This window comes from Microcoleus sp. PH2017_28_MFU_U_A (assembly GCF_020738035.1).
Taxonomy (GTDB): domain Bacteria; phylum Cyanobacteriota; class Cyanobacteriia; order Cyanobacteriales; family Microcoleaceae; genus Microcoleus.
Genome location: NZ_JAEQCX010000132.1, coordinates 1 through 18,929, shown reverse-complemented (window position 1 = coordinate 18,929; position 18,929 = coordinate 1). Strand labels below are relative to the sequence as shown.

At 44.4% G+C, this 18,929-nt stretch carries 18 protein-coding genes and 1 CRISPR repeat array; of the genes, 6 read left to right on the top strand and 12 right to left on the bottom strand.

Annotated features, from left to right (window positions below):
• The first annotated feature begins 217 nt into the window (after positions 1 to 217).
• From JGK14_RS28975 to cas2, 4 genes are all read left to right on the top strand, one after another.
• Entirely contained in the window at positions 218 to 733 is a 516-nt protein-coding gene (locus JGK14_RS28975; RefSeq protein ID WP_293185594.1) for a helix-turn-helix domain-containing protein, read from the top strand.
• Positions 734 to 1,588, top strand: a complete 855-nt coding sequence (locus JGK14_RS28970; RefSeq protein WP_293185593.1) for an RNA-guided endonuclease InsQ/TnpB family protein — start codon at positions 734 to 736, stop codon at positions 1,586 to 1,588.
• A 338-nt stretch (positions 1,589 to 1,926) separates the two neighbouring features.
• Positions 1,927 to 2,511 (top strand): CRISPR-associated endonuclease Cas1, encoded by a 585-nt coding sequence (gene cas1, locus JGK14_RS28965; protein ID WP_325315794.1) that lies wholly within the window; start codon positions 1,927 to 1,929, stop codon positions 2,509 to 2,511.
• Positions 2,512 to 2,654: 143 nt separating this feature from the next.
• Positions 2,655 to 2,936 carry a CRISPR-associated endonuclease Cas2 gene (cas2, locus tag JGK14_RS28960; RefSeq protein WP_293185592.1) on the top strand — a complete coding sequence of 94 codons (282 nt, stop codon included), beginning with the start codon at positions 2,655 to 2,657 and terminating at the stop codon, positions 2,934 to 2,936.
• A gap of 367 nt (positions 2,937 to 3,303) precedes the next feature.
• Positions 3,304 to 4,543: direct repeats of the CRISPR family, unit length 36 nt; unit sequence GTCGCAATTCACTTTTCCCCGCAAGGGGATTGAAAC.
• Between the two features lie 211 nt (positions 4,544 to 4,754).
• Here the strand turns inward: cas2 and JGK14_RS28955 are convergent.
• Positions 4,755 to 4,958, bottom strand: a complete 204-nt coding sequence (locus JGK14_RS28955; RefSeq protein ID WP_325315793.1) for a hypothetical protein — start codon at positions 4,956 to 4,958, stop codon at positions 4,755 to 4,757.
• 33 nt (positions 4,959 to 4,991) lie between these two features.
• On the opposite strand from JGK14_RS28955, the gene aroF reads away from it, so the two are divergent.
• Positions 4,992 to 6,053 (top strand): 3-deoxy-7-phosphoheptulonate synthase, encoded by a 1,062-nt coding sequence (gene aroF, locus JGK14_RS28950; protein WP_325315792.1) that lies wholly within the window; start codon positions 4,992 to 4,994, stop codon positions 6,051 to 6,053.
• A gap of 419 nt (positions 6,054 to 6,472) precedes the next feature.
• Here aroF and JGK14_RS28945 read toward each other — a convergent pair whose 3' ends face one another.
• The 7 genes from JGK14_RS28945 to JGK14_RS28915 all read right to left on the bottom strand — a co-directional run bounded on the left by JGK14_RS28945 (position 6,473) and on the right by JGK14_RS28915 (position 13,003).
• The gene (locus JGK14_RS28945; RefSeq protein WP_293208286.1) at positions 6,473 to 7,072 is read right to left on the bottom strand and encodes a hypothetical protein; all 600 of its coding nucleotides are present in this window, start codon (positions 7,070 to 7,072) and stop codon (positions 6,473 to 6,475) included.
• Between the two features lie 2 nt (positions 7,073 to 7,074).
• Positions 7,075 to 8,763, bottom strand: a complete 1,689-nt coding sequence (locus tag JGK14_RS28940) for an AAA family ATPase (protein ID WP_293208288.1) — start codon at positions 8,761 to 8,763, stop codon at positions 7,075 to 7,077.
• Positions 8,764 to 8,780: 17 nt separating this feature from the next.
• Complete coding sequence (locus JGK14_RS28935; RefSeq protein ID WP_293208290.1) at positions 8,781 to 9,923, bottom strand: DNA cytosine methyltransferase; 1,143 nt, start codon at positions 9,921 to 9,923, stop codon at positions 8,781 to 8,783.
• 96 nt (positions 9,924 to 10,019) lie between these two features.
• Positions 10,020 to 10,790, bottom strand: coding sequence for a Uma2 family endonuclease (locus tag JGK14_RS28930; RefSeq protein ID WP_293208292.1), 771 nt, complete (start codon positions 10,788 to 10,790; stop codon positions 10,020 to 10,022).
• Positions 10,791 to 10,954: 164 nt separating this feature from the next.
• Positions 10,955 to 12,229 carry a histidine--tRNA ligase gene (gene hisS / locus JGK14_RS28925; RefSeq protein WP_293220199.1) on the bottom strand — a complete coding sequence of 425 codons (1,275 nt, stop codon included), beginning with the start codon at positions 12,227 to 12,229 and terminating at the stop codon, positions 10,955 to 10,957.
• A 182-nt stretch (positions 12,230 to 12,411) separates the two neighbouring features.
• Complete coding sequence (locus JGK14_RS28920) at positions 12,412 to 12,693, bottom strand: hypothetical protein (RefSeq protein ID WP_293174972.1); 282 nt, start codon at positions 12,691 to 12,693, stop codon at positions 12,412 to 12,414.
• 34 nt (positions 12,694 to 12,727) lie between these two features.
• Positions 12,728 to 13,003, bottom strand: a complete 276-nt coding sequence (locus tag JGK14_RS28915) for a helix-turn-helix domain-containing protein (RefSeq protein WP_293149481.1) — start codon at positions 13,001 to 13,003, stop codon at positions 12,728 to 12,730.
• Positions 13,004 to 13,418: 415 nt separating this feature from the next.
• Here JGK14_RS28915 and JGK14_RS28910 point away from each other — a divergent pair, with 415 nt between their 5' ends.
• Entirely contained in the window at positions 13,419 to 14,399 is a 981-nt protein-coding gene (locus JGK14_RS28910; protein WP_293243500.1) for a carbohydrate kinase family protein, read from the top strand.
• A 90-nt stretch (positions 14,400 to 14,489) separates the two neighbouring features.
• Here the strand turns inward: JGK14_RS28910 and JGK14_RS28905 are convergent, their stop codons facing one another.
• The 4 genes from JGK14_RS28905 to JGK14_RS28890 form a co-directional block, all read right to left on the bottom strand.
• Entirely contained in the window at positions 14,490 to 14,978 is a 489-nt protein-coding gene (locus JGK14_RS28905; RefSeq protein WP_293195627.1) for a gluconokinase, read from the bottom strand.
• A 76-nt stretch (positions 14,979 to 15,054) separates the two neighbouring features.
• Positions 15,055 to 16,377, bottom strand: a complete 1,323-nt coding sequence (locus tag JGK14_RS28900) for a 3-isopropylmalate dehydratase large subunit (RefSeq protein WP_293203568.1) — start codon at positions 16,375 to 16,377, stop codon at positions 15,055 to 15,057.
• Between the two features lie 674 nt (positions 16,378 to 17,051).
• Positions 17,052 to 18,398, bottom strand: a complete 1,347-nt coding sequence (locus tag JGK14_RS28895) for a CHAT domain-containing protein (RefSeq protein WP_293287949.1) — start codon at positions 18,396 to 18,398, stop codon at positions 17,052 to 17,054.
• 4 nt (positions 18,399 to 18,402) lie between these two features.
• The coding region (locus tag JGK14_RS28890; RefSeq protein WP_325315791.1) for a hypothetical protein at positions 18,403 to 18,929 on the bottom strand (527 nt) is incomplete at its 5' end.

Here is an 18,929-nt window from a genome sequence, read left to right as displayed (position 1 = left end):
AAAACTCAGAGGCTTCAGCCCTGAGATGCAAGCGACACGGGCGGTTTTAACCGCCGTGAATCTTTCTTGATTCTTAATATTTAAAATTAGAGTTCTCAAAAAGGTGAGGTATGACTGACAGGTTATATAACCACTGAAACCAAGAGGGCTGAAGCCCAACAACGTACCTCATCTTTCTGAGAACCGCTATAAGATATAAACAAGGAGGTGAGCAAGATTGTTGACAAATTACGCTTATAAGTTGCGTCCCAATCAAACGCAAGCATTAAAAATGTCGAACTGGGTAGATATGCTGCGAAGCCTGTATAATTGGTGCTTGAATGACAGAATCTGTCAGTACAATCAGCAGTTTATCCAAGGCGATTACTGTGACATTAGAACGAAAGGCGAAGCTTCACCATTGACCTGCTTCGTAAGTAAAAGTGGCGCAACTGGAAATCCCTGGAAAAACTCTAAGATTGACAAAGAAGGTAAAGCTAGAAATCCTCGCCGAAGTGCTGGTGATATTCAAATAACAGCATTACCTGAGTTAAAAATAGCTAGACCTTGGTATTCCCAACTAGATTCAACCGTTTTACAACAAAATGTCAAACGCTTAGATATTGCCTACAAAAACTTCTTTGAAGGTAGAGGATTTCCGAAATTCAAAAATCGGAGTAACTTTACTTCTTTTACCTTCGCAATGGGAGTGAAAATCAAGGGCAATAAAATTTACCTACCAAAACTGGGCTGAATGAGGTTTTACAACTCTCGCTCAATCCCAAGTGGTTTTACTATCAAGGCTTGCACAGTTAGAAAACGCCAGAATGGCTGGTATGTTTCTATTAGAATAGAGGATAAATCTGTACCTGAATACAGCCCCAAAGCTCTCGGCAACAATCCCAAAGTAATCGGTTGCGACTTGGGACTCACTAAACTGGTTCACCTTTCTGATGGCTACCAAATTGAGAACCCTAGATTTTCAACCAACAAAAAAGCTAAACGCACTCTGAAAATTAGACAGAGACGAGTTAACCGCAAAACAAAAGGCAGTAAAAACCGCAAAAAAGCAGTCATCAGAGTTAGCAGATTCCATCAAAAGATTGGTGATAAACGCCAAGCGCACCAATGGAAAACTGCGAATTTAATAGTATTTCGTAATATTGATGTAATCGCCTTAGAAGATTTGAACATCTCTGGGATGATGCGTCGATGTAAGGTAAAAACTGATGAGGAAACCGGGAGGTTTCTCAAGAATGGGCAATCCAGAAAAAAAGGATTGAATCGCGCTATCTCTGATGCAGGCTGGGGCGACTTAGGATTAAAGATTGAGTATCTAGCTGCAAAGCAAGGAAAAATCGTAATCAAAGTTAATCCTAAGCACTCTAGCCAAGAATGCAGAAGTTGTGGACACATCGACAAATCAAATAGAGATGGCGAAAAGTTCATCTGTGTTGAATGTGGCTATCACGAACACGCCGACATTGGCGCTGCCAAAACTATCAGAGATCGAGCATCGAAAATGGTACGCGGGGACTCCGCGAAACCTGGTGTTGAACACCTAAACGCCCAAAAGATATCAGCACGCACTTGCGTGCAAACGTGCTGAGTTTGGGAACCCTAGCAGTAGGGATATTAAGAATGAAATTTCTTAAGAATCTCAGTCGCTTCAGCGCTGAGAGTGTCAATAGTCATGAATCAATAGCTTTCTTCGTCGGAAGAGGACACGGCAATGCCGTGTCCTGATATTACTTAGACACTACTAATAGTAGTCAGGTGCCCACTTCACACCCTACCAATAGAGTTTATACGTAATTTCTAGTTAAATTGACACCAATTCTACGTAAAATTCCCTACAAAATACTATTTAAGTTTTGTGAACAATTGGTTTTTTGCATAAAACTACTTAGTTGAGCTTGATATAAATAAAGTAGTCCTCAATAATTTTTGCAGTTGATATCCCCGACAATTTTTGCGAAGTCGGGGAAGCGCTTAATGGGATTGGAAGGAGCCGGGGCAGCTAGTTATTTTTCGGCATTTGGCGAATGTTTGTCGGTTCCCGAATTTGTATTTGTTTTCCGTTCCCGCCGTCCGCCAGGGAATCCGGTTAACGCCATGCTTAGCTTCGGATATCAAATCCTGTGGAATCATTTACTTTGTTTGATTGAGATCCAAGGACTCGATCCTTATCAAGCTTGTTTGCATCAAACTTCCGAACGTCATGCTGCTTTAGCTTCTGATTTGATAGAAGAGTTTCGTGCTCCGATTATCGATTCTTTGGTGCTGTGGCTGATTAATTCAAAAGTCATGGATGCCACCCTCGACTTTGTTTACCGCAATAGCGGCTGTTTCTTGAACGATTCCGGCAGAGCAAAATTTCTCCATGCTTTTTTACGGCGTATGGAAGAAGAAATTCAGACTGATTCGGGCGAAAAACAGCCGCGCTGGGATTTGTTTGTGCAGCAAGTTAAGGCTTACAAGCAGTTTGTTTACAATCCACAAATGCTGTACAAGCCTTATCGAATTTATTAGATTTCAAGACTAACAACGTATTTCTGTCATTGCGAGGAACGAAGCAATCGCCAGGTTTTGCGATTGCTGAGTGACCCTCGCAATGACATGATGGCGTTTATTTATTGCGTAATTCCTGACTTTTGGTCAAGCGGAAATTAATCATGCACTTGTACGTTGTTGTCTATGATATTCCTTGTGACAAGCGTCGCAAGAAAGTTTTTAACTTGCTTTCCGGTTACGGTACTTGGGTGCAATATTCGGTTTTTGAGTGTGCCCTATCTCAGCGTCAATTTGAGGAGTTGCGCGCTCGCCTGCGGGGACGGGTTAATTTGGATGAAGATAATATCCGTTTTTATGTTTTGTCAACGCGGGCGATCGGGCAGGTGGAAACTTGGGGTTCTGGCCCACCGGTGACTCAGCCCCCGACTTCGGTCATTGTTTAAAGTATTTTTTTTAACACTTGACAGCCAGAGAAATCTACGTTACTATGGCTCTGTTGCTAGATTATGATTGTAATCCACACAAGCCCATACAAACTTGCCGTGTTAATTACTACCCAAATCTACAGCACCAGTACCTAGAAAATTGAATAGATTAAAGTAGTGTTTTAGCGCTTCAATCATTTAGCTATCCGACCGCCTCGCTAAATGGCTGAAACACCGATTATCTCGTATAGGCGGCCGTTCACTTGTCCCGTAAGGGTTTCAGCGATTTTTGAGAGCTGATTTTCGGCTCTAAGTGAGCTGAGCATCAGAGGTGGTCGGAAACGGCTTCTAGAGCCTTTACTGGGCACGGCTTTCAAAACGAGGGGTCGCAATTCACTTTTCCCCGCAAGGGGATTGAAACCTCTTGAACTCTCACTAGAATTACTTGCGGAACGTCTAAAGAGAAGTCGCAATTCACTTTTCCCCGCAAGGGGATTGAAACTTATCCATTCCGTTTTATTGTTTGGATTGTAGATACTTTCGATGTCGCAATTCACTTTTCCCCGCAAGGGGATTGAAACTCGTAGTTATTTTCCGAACCACTTCTTTTTTTGTTTCGTCGCAATTCACTTTTCCCCGCAAGGGGATTGAAACAAGAACGCATCAGAGAGTTGATCTTGAATTGACTTATCTAAGTCGCAATTCACTTTTCCCCGCAAGGGGATTGAAACTTCCTTCCTTCAAACCTTTTCTTAACTTTTAGTTTATCGTCGCAATTCACTTTTCCCCGCAAGGGGATTGAAACTGTAGAAAAAACAAATTAGAGCTGACAAGTAGGGTTTCGTAGTCGCAATTCACTTTTCCCCGCAAGGGGATTGAAACTGTAAGGAATATTAGTAAATTAAAAAATTCTATAGTGTCGCAATTCACTTTTCCCCGCAAGGGGATTGAAACCTTAGATTTTGGTGATCTTTAATCACGCTAAGAATTATTTGTCGCAATTCACTTTTCCCCGCAAGGGGATTGAAACGGCTAGTTTCTCCTTGAATGGAACGTAAGGTAGTTATGTCGCAATTCACTTTTCCCCGCAAGGGGATTGAAACTGTTCGGATGCGACACGGAAGTGATTGGGCTGGACATCGAGGTCGCAATTCACTTTTCCCCGCAAGGGGATTGAAACTGCATTCCTTCTAGCTTTTGACCTCTTATCTTATATCCTATCGAGTCGCAATTCACTTTTCCCCGCAAGGGGATTGAAACCTGCTTTTAATGGGTTTCGAGCTTTCCAATCTTCTAGTCGCAATTCACTTTTCCCCGCAAGGGGATTGAAACAGAAAGTTCTTTGAACAGGTCTGTGATGGAATCTTGTCGCAATTCACTTTTCCCCGCAAGGGGATTGAAACATCATCAAGAAAAGCTTACCTTCAGTTGCTTTACGCGGTCGCAATTCACTTTTCCCCGCAAGGGGATTGAAACTTAATTCGTTATTTCTCTCTGCTAATTGACTCTGGTATTTATGTCGCAATTCACTTTTCCCCGCAAGGGGATTGAAACTTCGGATATAACGAGTATCTTTAGGAGGATGCCAAGTCGCAATTCACTTTTCCCCGCAAGGGGATTGAAACTTGAAACAAGAAGTTTCTTGCTCCCAACTACCAGAAGAAAACCTATTCAAGTCGCAATTCACTTTTCCCCGCTGAATCTCTCGCGCTGAGTCCGAGAAACCGGGTTTCTATGGCAATTGACGCATCTTCACGAGATTTTACGCAGAAACCCGGTTTCTGAGTCCCTGCGCTGAGTCCGAGAAACCGGGTTTCTATGGCAATTGACGTATTTTCACGAGATTTTACGCAGAAACCCGGTTTCTGAGTCTCTCGCGCTGAGTCCGAGAAACCGGGTTTCTATGGCAATTGACGCATCTTCACGAGATTTTACGCAGAAACCCGGTTTCTGAGTCTCTCGCGCTGAGTCCAAAAAAGTCCTTACGACAAACCAGTCGATCGCCCTTATATCTATATTTTCGGATTCCATCCGTGTCATAATGCGTGTCTTAGCGCAACACAACAGAAAAATATGATTATTGTAATGAAAGCCGGCACTCCAGCAGCCGAGATCGATCGCCTAGACGAAGAACTCCGCACTAGCTGGGGTTTGACACCAGAAAAAATCGTCGGGCGTTACAAAACCGTCATGGGTTTGGTGGGCGACACCGTTGAGCTCGAACCGATGCAACTGCGCGAAATGAGCACTTGGATTGAAGAAGTGCTGCGCGTCGAAAAACCCTACAAACGCGCTTCTCTGGAATACCGCCAAGGTGAACCCAGCGCCGTAGAAGTTGCTACTCCTTTGGGAACTGTGACGATTGGCTTAAATCACCCGATCGCAGTCGTAGCAGGCCCTTGCTCGGTCGAAAACGAAGAAATGATTGTCGAGACCGCAATGCGCGTCAAAGCTGCTGGCGCTCAATTTTTGCGCGGTGGAGCCTACAAACCGAGAACTTCCCCCTACGCTTTCCAAGGCCACGGCGAGAGTGCTTTGGGATTGCTAGCTGCGGCGCGGGAAGCTAGCGGTTTGGGAATTATTACCGAAGTTATGGATGCGGCCGACTTAAGTGTGATCGTGGAAGTAGCCGACGTAGTTCAAGTCGGAGCCCGAAATATGCAGAATTTCTCGCTGTTGAAGAAAGTCGGAGCTCAAGACAAACCAATTTTGCTGAAGCGCGGCATTTCCGCCACCATTGAAGAATGGTTGATGGCTGCCGAGTATATCATGGCTGCTGGCAATCCCAACGTGATTTTGTGCGAGCGCGGCATTCGCGGGTATGACAGGCAGTATACGCGCAATACGCTGGATTTGTCGGCGGTTCCAGTGCTGCGGACTCTGACTCACTTACCGGTGATGGTTGACCCCAGTCACGGCACCGGTTGGGCGCAGTTTGTACCTTCGATGGCCTTTGCGTCGATCGCCTCGGGTACAGATTCGCTGATGATAGAAGTGCACCCGAATCCCAAAAAAGCCTTGTCTGACGGGCCGCAATCGTTAACACCGGATCAGTTCGACAAGTTGATGGAAGAATTGGCGGTGATTGGTAAAGTCATGAAACGTTGGCCGCAACCTGTGCCAGTTTTGGCGTAGAAAGATCAATCAGTAGGTCATCAAAAACCGTAGTATCTACAAGGTACTATGGTTTTTTGCATTTACGCTCTACTCAGTGAGTTATATCGTGTGGGATCAATTACCCGCAGTAAGATTAGTTCGTAGTGCGGACTTCAGTCCGCTTTCATGGAGCGGACTTCAGTCCGCAGTTTGCTGTTTTTGTTTGTGATTTTACTGCTAAAATTAATGTTGATGTTGTCTGTTTGTAATCTTCTACTATAGCCTTTCTCAAATAAGTCAGGTATGCTCTATACCCCCTATGTCCTATGCCCTATGCCCATGCCTGACGATCACCGCACTGTTACTGAGAAAGGCAATATCACGCCAGGTAAATTTAATATGTTTCTCATCAACTTTTTCATGTTTTATTCCTGCAAAACTTGGTCGTGAACTCTTTATTAAAAATTTAGCACAATAAATACGGAAGAACCCTGTTTTTTAACAGCACGAGCGATTAAAGGTGCTTTCTTTTCTAATCCTTCTAAATTAAGTTCATTTTCTCGATACATCCGATACCACTCCTGACGTTGTTCAATCACCCATTCACTATTCTGAAGCTGTAACTTTTTGAGAGTAAATTCTGCTCGATCGCGATCGCCAGCAGGAACCGCATCAGTCAAAACCAACTGACAAGAAGGTAGGATAATCTCAAACCAATTATCTTCTACTTCAAACGGATCGAGAATTTGTCGATCGTAAGTTCCTTTGCAGCTATTTACCCGTTGCAAAGCATAGCGATAGTTTTTCCATTCATAAATCAAATGGCGGTTTTCTGGTTTACTTTTACTCAAATAATGATCCACAGTACCCATCCGACTCGGTATGTGCATCACCGAATAACCACAAAGATTGTGGAACTCTTTAGCTAATTGAGGTTTGAAGCTAGACCAAAAATCTTTTGGTTCTTTACCGGGATTTTTATCTAACCAATGATTCCCTGCTTTTCGCACCTGTTCCTCAAAATTCGTTGGTTCCGGTGGCGGAGTAAATCGCATCATCTTTACTCTACCTCGGTGCTGACAATCCATCGAGGCCAGAAGCGATCGTGTTCTGGTAAAACTCGCAGGAGTTCCTGATGAATTTGCTCTTTAGTTCTCAGGTATTCAGGAAAAGTTTCCATGCTGTCTCCTCGCATGAAGGTATATGCTGCATCAATCGCTATTTCTGCTTCGCGAGAACGCGCTTGTTTTAATCCAAAAATATCGGAAGTTAGCCACCCCACAGCATCCCCATGTTTTGTCCAAGGAACTTGATTAAGAGTTACATCTTTACCATGTAACTCAAACAAAAATAACTTATCTTGTTCCTCATCAAATTCAGGCTCGATTGAGGCAAGTACAAGAGGAGAATGAGTGGTCGCTATTAACTGAACTTGCATTTCATTTTTAAGACTTTTAACTACTTCTAATATCGCAGGAAGAATCGATCGTTGCCAAGCTGGATGTAAGTGAGCTTCAACCTCGTCTATTAAAAAGACTATTTGATCGATAGGTTCTTTCTGTCGTAACTTAGCTGCTTCGATATGTTCATGCCACGTCCACATTAGTATGTAAGCAAGTCCTAAAATTCGTTTTATTCCTGCTGATGCATAGATAATAGGCACATTTCCATAAGGAAAATTTAGCGTAGGAATATCACGGGTATCTTCTATAGAAACCCGTGTGGGCTTCCCAGGTTCCATCAATTCATCTTCATGAGAAGAAAGTTTTCTAATCATAGAAGAGAATATTTCAAATGTAGACTCTTCTCGCTGTCGTTGCCAATTGACCCAATCGTGAATTAAACCATTACATAGAACTTTATTATCGGTTCTTAAGCCATTCCAAAGATGATCGGAAGTAAAGTTATAGATACTGGACTGTTGACGAACCGGGTCAAAAACTGAAAATCCACCATCAACACGGACATAAATAATCAAGCTTCTTAACAAGGGAGGTACTCGCAGATTCAGCCATTTCTCATTTGAAAAACTAAAAAGGCTACGATATTCCTCAGAATCTCTCTCATGGCTCAACACAGAAGTAATTTCTGGTGTTTTCCCTTCTACCTGTTGAGGCCAAGCAGGTCGATCAACCCAGTTTCCGGTTAGTCCCCACCAAGCAATATCTAGCAAAAAAGTTTTACCAAGACCATTGTCTCCAGTAAACAAATTGATTCTTTCGCCGAATTCAACATCGAATTCTGGAGCTGTTCCCACCCATTTTAGGTGAAGTTCTTTCAGCATCTTATGGTGAATAGATCCATCAAATTCTAAGTAGTATTCAGAATCAGATAATTGATACAGACGGATATAGTCTCTACCATAGGCTTGAAGTGTCTGGCTTGTAACAGGTTCAAATTGTTTCAGGACACCACTTTTTTCTAGCTTGCCTTTAATCCAACGTCCTAAAATTTTTAAATCATCTTTGGATCTAAAGTTTTTGTGATTTGCTCCTTGAGTTTGGCAATCAAATGTTAAACCATCATCTGTATGAGCGAGAAAATTACCTTTTGGATAGATAGGATCGCTTATTGTTTTTGAATCCACAATAAGTTCAACTTCGTACCAATCTCTTGGGATAACTTTACCAGATTTATTCGCGCGCCCTTTGCCAAAAAAAGTATTGAGATTTGATTGCTGCTGTTTATCAACTCTTGATAATGATATGTCCACATAGGGTGTTTCTGGAGTTATGGTAGGTATGGACATTAAGTCACCTCACTTGACTAAACATTAATCGTAAATTGTAATTGCTGTTGAGAAGCCTCTGATTCTGCGTGTTCTAATCGTTCTTTAATTGACATTAATTGCAATTTTTTATTTAAATTGTATAAATCGATTTTCTGATAATCCTCTTGAAATAAGGGAATCAGTGATTCCACAACTTCAACTATGCCATCGGGCGGAACTGCATTGCCAATTTGTCTTCTTACTTCAGTAATAGAACCTTCAAAAACAAAATCATCGGGAAAACTTTGCAACCTTGCTCTTTCCCTATTTGTCAATGAACGGGGTTCGGGATAATGATATCCCCAAGTACCGCCACCACCACCAGCAATAATTGTAGCACAGGGTTTATCTGGATGAATTCGCCGATAAACGTGGCTGATCATGCCTTTCACATAGTATGGACTATCTTTGGGAATATCAGTAAAATTCCCTCCCGGTTTGATGCGACTCAAAATTTCAATGGTTCGTGGCTGAATTTTCTGATGTTCTTGATTATATTTGACTTTTTCGACATTTTTGAGTGCTTGGCCGGCAGTTCGATAAGGATAATTGCGATTTTCACCGTATTTTGGCTGAGGATGTACAAAGTTAAATCCTGTATCCATGCGAATGCCAACTAATAATACTCTTTGGCGAAATTGGGGGACTCCGTAATCCGCAAAATTGTATAGTTTTGGTTTGACCAAGTAGCCGGGAGCGATACTTTCAAAGTCGGAAATTATTTGTTTGATTGCTTGATAATTATTGGCGCTTAATAAGCCTTTGACATTTTCTGCTACAAAAGCTTTTGGCTGTTTTTTATTAACAAAATCTAGAAAGTATGTGTATAAATTGCCTCTGGTTCCTTCCAGTCCTGGACGTTTCCAAATCATGGAAAAGTCTTGACAAGGAAATCCTCCTATACATATGTCTGCATCTGGAACTTGGGTAATGTCTATATTTTCTATGCTGTCGTTGACGATGACATTGGCGATATTTCTGCTGAATGTTTTGCAGGCGTATTTGTTGGAGTCGATCGCCCAAACCACCTCAAATCCGGCTTTGTGGAATGGCAAATCCATGCCGCCACAACCTGAAAACAATGATATCAGTTGCGGTTTGGTTTTCCAGGCGATCGGCTTGAGACGTTCGATTAACATATTAGTTCGCAGTAGGACAAGGGCTGGCTGAATGCCGGCACCACAAGATAGTAATTATACCAAAATATAGTCGAATTCGACTATATTTTGATAATTTCATTCTTCATCGTCTAACTCGATCCCAGCTTGACGCAATTTTTCTGCTAGTCTTTGGGCGCGGACACTTTCGCGATCGGCCCGTTGCCGTTCTTGTTCAGTTCGTTCTTCCGACCACAACAATAACTCGCCTGCTGCATTCCACCACCTCAGCCAACAGCCTGTTCTCCCTTCGTGGGTTCCTTCCCAAATACCTAAAAATAGGTCTAATCCGGGTATCCAATAACGCCCGTTTTCATCTGTTTTTTGTAAGTTATAGTGCTCTGATTCCAAAGCATAAACTTCTAAACGAGCTGTTTTCGCTCGAAATATGACGTATCTCGGTACTTTGATTACTTGCTCATAAAAAAACCATTTTCCCACCCGTGAGGTAAATTCTACAGAGTATTCTTCTCCGTAGGTTTCTGAGAGAAATTCCATCACGATTTGAGGAATTGTCCCTTCTGTATGCGGCGTGTAACTGCGGCGAACTTGCGAGACATTTTTGGGATTTACGGGTTTGATGTACATCCAGTCGGGCGCTTTGCAAATAGTTCGCTGTTCGTCGGTGGCTGCTTCTGGGAAACTTATGCCGGCACAAAGGGCAAAGTTGGAAACTATTAAGGCATCCTGGATTAATTCGGGAAATTCTGTTAGTGGCTGGCGTAAAGCTGCGGCTAACAATGGTTGGCTTTCATCTTCCACGGGGTCATCTGGTAGTTGGAAATCTTCTGGTAGTAGCGGCCAGGTGATTGTGAGCTTTGTGGCTGAGTTTTTAGTTGCTACAAACATAGTTTATCAGAGGTTAAATGTTTTAATGGTTAAATTATATCTTTTGGTTTTGGGGATTAATGTTAATATTGTTCGTAGTAAGGACTTTAGTCCTTATCTTCAGAGATTGAGGACTAAAGTCCGATGCTGCGAACCTTAAGAGTTTACTTTTCGATTCGATCGCCCTACGCAGCTTTTATCTTCTGTTTGAGCTCATCTGTCATGGCTAGCAGTTCAGATTGCCCGATCGCACTTTGTTCGCCACTCGCCAACCACTTCAATTGTACAGTCTCGCTTTCAGCTTCCGCATCCCCCAAAACCAAACACGCAACTGCACCACTTCTGTCAGCTCTTTTAAACTGTTTCCCGAAAGCACTGCCGCTCAAATCTATCTCTACACTAAAGCCAGCACTCCGCAATTTTTGAGCCAACAATATTGATTGCTGTTCGGCTTTATCGCCCCGGGATACCAAATAGAAATCCAACTGCGGAACGGGCAGAGGTTGCAATTTTTGCAGCAGGATAATCAACCGCTCAACACCCATAGCCCAACCGACTGCCGCCGTATCCGGGCCGCCCAATTCCTTGACTAAACCGTCGTAGCGGCCGCCTCCACAAACAGTTGCTTGCGCTCCCAAATCGTCGGAGATAATTTCAAAAGCGGTGTATGTATAGTAATCTAAACCGCGCACTAATCTTGGATTTAACTGATAGCTAATTCCTAAACTTGTGAGCATTTGCTGCACTTGCTCAAAGTGATCTCGCGATTCCTCACCCAAATATTCCAAAATGCTCGGCGCACCAGCAACAATTTCTTGAGTGCGCTGATTTTTGCTGTCCAAAATCCGCAGCGGATTGCGAGTCAAGCGATCTTGGGAATCCGCATCTAATTCGTCTTTGTACGGTGTAAAATAATCAATCAACGCTTGCCGATAATTTTGTCTGTCTTGCTTATTTCCGACAGAATTGATATCGAGGCGCAAATTTTTTAAGCCGATCGCTTGCAGGATATCACAGGCGATCGCAATTACCTCGACATCTGCACGCGGATCTGCACTCCCCAATACTTCCACGCCAATTTGAGTGAACTGTCGCTGTCTGCCTGCTTGGGTGCGTTCGTAGCGAAACATCGGCCCAGTATACCACAGACGCTGCACGTCACCAGCCGCGTACAAACTGTTTTCAATAAAAGCTCGCACGACTCCGGCGGTGCCTTCTGGGCGCAAAGTAGTCGATCGATCGCCCTTATCTTTAAAAGTGTACATTTCTTTGCCCACAACATCGGTAGCTTCGCCGATGCCGCGTTCAAATAAAGATGTTTGTTCAAAAATTGGCGTCCGAATTTCTCGATAAGCCGCTTTTTTTAAGATATTTCTAGCGACTTCTTCTATATTTTGCCAATATTGAATTTCAGCGGGCAAAATATCCCGCGTTCCCGGTAAAGTTTTAATTGCACTCATTTTTTTAGTCAGTTGTCAGTTGTCAGTTGTCAGTTGTTGGTTGTTGGTTGTTGGTTGTTATTTGTTATTTGTTACTCGTCATTTTTGAGCTCGTGATTTTTATTTGTGACTTCGTATTTATTGCTGTTTGGCTTGAATGACAAACAACCAATAACAAATAACCAATAACAAATAACTAATAACTATTGACTTAATAATTCCCAAGCTCCGTAGCGATCGCCATAATAAGCCAAAATGCGATCGACCCGCTCGCGGCAGGCCAAATCGAACCCATCAGGATACTGTATCCACAAACCCCCAACTTGGCTGTCGCTGTAATCAAACCGCTGCGACTGCTGCGGAATCAAACCGGTTTCCACCCCTTCAACTTGACGCAAATGGGCTGCCACTTCGCGATACACCGCCAGCGGCAATCCCGGGCATTGAATTTGATAGCGGAGTTGTTTTTCTTGTGCCGTTTGCATCATTTCTTTGCCTGTCCCCAACCATAACCCCTATTTAAGATACTTCTTTATCGATCGGCCCCGGTAGAGGGCAGCAGTTAATATTCTCCATACATACCTTCCCCCACTGCAAAGCCCAGCGCACCAGCGAAACTCGATTGTCAGCGGGCGTCTTGTTCAAGATATTGCTAATGTGGTTGTCAACAGTACGCTTGCTAATCTCTAACTTCTCAGCAATTTTCTCATTGGTCAATCCCGCCGCTACTAACTCTACCACTTGCAATTCTCTGTCCGACAGGGTGACAGGGGTGCCAGAGACGCTCCCGTTCATAAATTTTTCCTATGTGTGCATATTTACCTATATACAATTCTAGAGGATGAGGGATCTAGTATGAAGAGAAAATTAAATTGGCTCTGGCACGGATCACCAACTCGCTTGCAGAATCGCAGCAAGATGTGTAAACCCAGCCTTGCACGTGGGGTAGCGGATGCTAGATTTACCTGCGCGCACTGGAAATCCGCGCCCAAAAAACCGCAGATGTTGGCACGTCAAACTACTGATACGCCCGCGCTGTACTTGTGCGTTGAGCGGGTAACTGCCACTATCAGTAAGTCTGATATTATAGGAGCAGCTATTACAAAATAGCTGGCAATTTTCCCTACTGGGAATCTAGGTAGAGATAATTATTGACCAGTCTGGTGCTAGTCTAAAATCTAAAATCTAAAATCTAAAATCTAAAATCAATATGACTTATCCTCGCGTTTTGTGTCTGGGTGAAATTTTATTTGATTGTTTAGCAGACAAACCAGGAGTATCTCTAGAAGAGGTAGAATCTTGGACGGCATATGCTGGCGGTGCTCCTGCTAATGTTGCCTGTGCTTTAGCTAAATTGGGGACGGCGGTGGGATTTATCGGTGCTGTAGGTGGGGATGAATTGGGGGAGTCTCTGGTGCAGGTATTGCAAGAATCAGGGGTTGATATCGCTGGAGTGCAACGCCATCCGACTGCGCCGACGCGGCAAGTTTATGTCTTGCGGAATGAAGCGGGCGATCGATCTTTTGCCGGTTTTGGTAAAATGGATACTGCGGATTTTGCCGACACCCGCTTCCAGGCTGCCCAAATACCCGAGGCGCTGTTTGAAAATGCGGAGTTTTTAGTGCTCGGCACTTTAGAATTAGCTTACCCTGAAAGTCGAGAGGCGATCGCCAGAGCGATCGAACTAGCAGAACGTTACGACGTTAAAATTATACTTGACATCAATTGGCGTCCGGTATTTTGGCCAAATCCAGACGAAGCAAAAGCGCCCATCATACAACTATTAAAAAAAGTAGATTTTCTTAAGTTATCTGACGACGAAGCCGAATGGTTGTTTGGAACTAGCGACGCTGGAGCTATTACCTACCGTCTCGATTCTGTAGAAGGCGTTTTGGTGACGGCGGGCGATAAAGGTTGCGGCTATTGTCTCTCGCAAAATGAAGGAAAAATCCCCGCTTTTGCAGTAGATGTTGAGGATACAACAGGTGCCGGCGACGGGTTTGTTGCTGGTTTTGTGCGGCAGTTGTGCAAGTATGGAATTAAGAATTTAGCAGATCCAGAAATTGCCCAAAACATTGTAACCTATGCCAGTGCCGTGGGTGCGATGACGGCGATGAAGCCTGGGGCCATTGCAGCACAACCAACTGCGGCTGAAGTAGAAGCTTTCTTGTATTTGTACAACAAAAATTAGCACACCAAACCTCTATAGGTTCGTAGTGAGGACTTTAGTCCTCCGAAAGAAGGACTAAAGTCCTCACTACGAACCTGTTTTATTTTGAGATTAACCGCACATCAAATAATTTATAATTTGGCGGACAATTACCTCTAACGGCTGCGAAGCATCTATAATAATTGCATTTTCAGGTTCTTCGAGAGTAGCGAACTGACTTGACAGCAAGTCTGCTTTCATGTAGTGATTTTCGCGAGTTTTTAACCGGGCTGCGAATAGCTCAAAATCACCTTTGAGATAAACTATTTTCATTCGCTGCTTGTCTCGAAACAGCATTTCGCGGTAAGATGCTTTGAGGCCAGAACAAGCTAACACGACATTTTTATTTTCCAACAGCCACCTGTCTATTGTACCTTGCAAGTGCAACAGCCAAGGCAGGCGATCGGCATCTTCTAAAGGAATGCCCCGACTCATTTTTTCTATGTTTCCTGGCGGGTGAAAATCGTCGGCATCGCTAAAATCCCAATTGAGAGATTCCGCTAGCAACTTGCCAACAGTAGTTTTCCCCGAACCGGAGACTCCCATCACCATAATAATCATCGCGGCTTAAATTCATCCCGTAGGGTATACCACAAGCACCTTCTGGGGTTGTGGCACACCACACACAAACTACTTTCTAACGCAGGAATTCGCGCGGATCTGTGACGTGTCCAGTCAGCGCCGAAGCCGCCGCCGTGTAAGGCGAAGCGAGATAAACTTGCGCTTCTTTGTTCCCCATCCGGCCGGGGAAGTTGCGGTTAGTTGTAGACACGCAAATTTCCGGTTCGTTCATCCGCCCAAAAGTGTCTTTCGGGCCGCCCAAACAAGCGGCGCAAGAAGGCGCTGCGGGTTCGATGCAGCCTGCTGCTAAGAAGATTTCCGACAGCGTTTGACCGTCGTATTTAGTAACAAACAAATCTTCGTAAACTTTCTGAGTTGCCGGTACTAAATATGTCGGAACTTTGACTTGATTTCCTTTGAGAATGCGGGCTGCACTCAAAAAGTCGGAGGTTTTGCCGCCGGTGCAGGAACCGATGTAAACTCGATCGATCTTGACATCGCTGCAATTGCGGGCCAAGTCGCGGTTGTCGGGGGAGTGCGGTTTGGCGACGACTGGTTCTAATTTGCTGACATCGTAGGTGCGATCGCTATAAAACTGAGCACCCTCATCGCTGTAAAATGCCTCAAACGGCACATTAGTGCGAGGATTAACGTAATCAAACGTGGTTTTGTCCGCAGCCACCGTGCCATTTTTGCCACCAGCTTCAATCACCATATTGCACAGCGTCATCCGTTCTTCCATCGTCAAACGTTCCACTGTATCGCCCGCAAATTCCATCGATCGATAGTTAGCACCGGCAACGCTGATATCGCCTATAATTTGTAAAATCAAATCTTTTGCTAACAAATAATCTGGCAATTCGCCGTTGAGCACAAACCGCATCGTCGCCGGCACTTTAATCAGCAATTTGCCGGTTCCCATGATAAAAGCCGCGTCGGTATTGCCGATACCGGTGGCAAATTGTCCGAAAGCACCGGCATTGCAAGTGTGGGAATCTGTACCGAAAAGCACTTCGCCCGGGCGCGTGTGGCCTTCTTGGGCGAGGGCGATGTGGCAAACTCCTTTATAATCGGGGTTAGCTTTGAAGTTCGATCGATCCGTGATGTCGTAAAAGTATTTTATCCCTTGTTCTGCGGCAAAATCGCGGAGAATATCGACGTTGCGGTTAGCGCGTTCATCGTTAGTGAAAATGTAGTGGTCGGGAATTAAGACGATTTTGTCGGGATTCCAGACTTTAGCATTATCGCCGAATTCCTTTTTGAATACGCCAATGGTGCCCGGCCCGCAGACATCGTGGGTCATCAATACGTCTGTTTCTACCCAGATGTTGTCTCCGGGCTCGACTTTGGTGCGGCCCGATGCTTTGGCCAAGATTTTTTCGGTGATGGTCATTCCCATAGTGCGATCGCTCTTTTTCGTGAGATGCTACAAGTGTATTGTAAGCGAAACATTCCCTGTTACCGAGGATACTGACGCAGGAAGATGTCTCGGATGTACTTCCAACTTGAGAGAAGCGTCCAGTTCGATCGCAGTTTTCTATTGCATCTAATACAAATTGTAGGGCGAGCAATCCCCACCTTACGAAATTATGCGTAATGTTATGTGTTGTTAAATAATTCGAGTTAATTATTAAAAGGTAAATTATATTGGACATCGACCTAATTTAAATATTCAGTTTGGGTACGACCAAAACTTTGTAATATTTTGCGTACAGGTCGCCAGGAGAAATTACGATGAATTGCGAAAAAGTTCAACATTTCAAAGTGTAGCATAGCGCCGATCGCCTGCCGGAATTCATACCGATCGCCAAAACCACCCGATCGCCCAAAACATCCGCTGCGGGAATTGCGATCGGCACTCTGCTCATCCTGTTAGCACCGCCAGTTCAAGCTGCTAATCTAACATTCGTCTCTGATTGCCAATCATTATTGCTCTTTAGACGTGTAGATTAAAGAGGGCCGGGGCCCAACTACGTACCTATACAACAAATCTGATTGCTAATCATTATTGCTCTTTAGACGTATAGATAAAGGAGGCTCAAGCCCAACTACGTACCTATACAACAAATCTCATTACCAAGGATTGCCAATCATTCTAAAAGCCGCCCAATAGTAGGGATGAGAAAAATTCCGAGTCCCTGTCTTTGTCATTTCCGGAGGTAGCTGCACATTACCCACAGAAGTCCGCAATATTCCCCCTTCAATCCGCACCTGTTGGCGCAACATTTCTAATTGCGCTTGCCGCAAGGCCTCAGCCTTCATCGGAGCAGTTTTCAACTGGCCGTAAAAGTCCGCCATCAATCCCAAACTGCCCTCGTCGCTGACATACCAGAGAGTCGCTAGAGCCGATTTAACCCCTGCTTGCACGGCTAACCCGCCAAAGCCCAACTCGGATTCTCGATCGCCCACAGCAGTCCTGCAAGCACTTAAAACCAACATATCCACCTGTGGACTGCCCCATCCCATGTCCCGCAACTGATTCAAACGCAATTTAGTATCCCACAACTGAATAAAGGATTCGCTGGGGTTTCCCGATCGAAATTCGGCGTGAGTAGCCAAGTGAATTCTCCCAAAAGGGTACTGCTGGCGCTGCGATTTCAAATTTGCCAGAGTGAAAGCTTGGTTCAAGAAAGACTTACCGGGCGACTCCTGCGGGATAATTGTCGAAACTTCTATTTCCACCGCAGGTAAAGGACTCATATTGGGAAATTGTGATGCCCCCATTGCCAGAACTTGCGTATTTGGCAACTTAGTGGTGCTGGTATCTGTCAAACTCAGACTCGGCATTGAGCCGACGCTGTAACGCTCTATCAGAAAGCCTTTCCCGTCATGTAGCGCCGCCATCGGTATCGATCGCAACCCCATATCCGCAATAAAAGATAAATTCTGAATACCTTTGGCTTGTAACTCTGCCTCGATCGGCGCTATCATCCACTGGTAAAGCTGCTGAGCGAAGGGTAAATAAGTTTTAGTATTGCGCTTTACCGGATTAGTCAGTTCGTTGCGAAATTTCCGAATAGTTTCCATTACCTCGGCGCGAGAGGTTCCAGCGATCCGCACGCGAAAGGGCGCGCTATCGGGGGCGATTACCATTACTTCGAGTTCGTCAGAGCTTTTAATTTGCTGTTCTACGCGCAACAGCGGCGAACTGTTGTAAGGTCGATCGAATGTAGAACCATTGGGTACAAAGCTCATATATACGAGAGCTGGTTTGATACCTGTGCCTTTTGCGACGCTGCGAAGAGTATTTTGAGCATTTTCTAGCGTGGCGCGTTTATTTGTTTGTGGCAAATTCAGGTAATCGACAAACTCCCTGGTAAATCTGTTTTCTACCGGAAAAATAATGGCGCTGGGGTTAACTGGCAAGCTGGAAACGTCAATAATATTCGAGGTTTCGCGACGTGAATTAGGCTGTTGCAATGAACTAGATATCTGGTTTTGCTGTTGCAAGCTGGCAGAAAATAAAGGATTTGTCCTGGGAAGCCCGTTGCTGGAGAGCGCCGGAGCGAGTTCCGGTGTCGGTATCGGTGCGAGATTGATTGGTGCGGGAGCAGGGAGAATTTGAGTAATTGTCGGCGCTGGTGACAAATTCGATATCGGCGCTGGATTTTGAGTAATCGTTGGTGCGATCGGCAAATTCAATATCGGCGCTGGATTTTGAGTAATCGTTGGTGCGATCGGCAAATTTGATATCGGCGCTGGATTTTGAGTAATCGTTGGTGCTGGATTTTGAGTAATTGTCGGCGCTGGTGACAAATTCGAGTTCGGCGCTGGATTTTGAGTAATCGTTGGTGCTGGTGACAAATTCGATATCGGCGCTGGATTTTGAGTAATTGTTGGTGCTGGTGACAAATTCGATATCGGCGCTGGATTTTGAGTAATTGTCGGCGCTGGTGACAAATTCGAGTTCGGCGCTGGATTTTGAGTAATTGTCGGCGCTGGTGACAAATT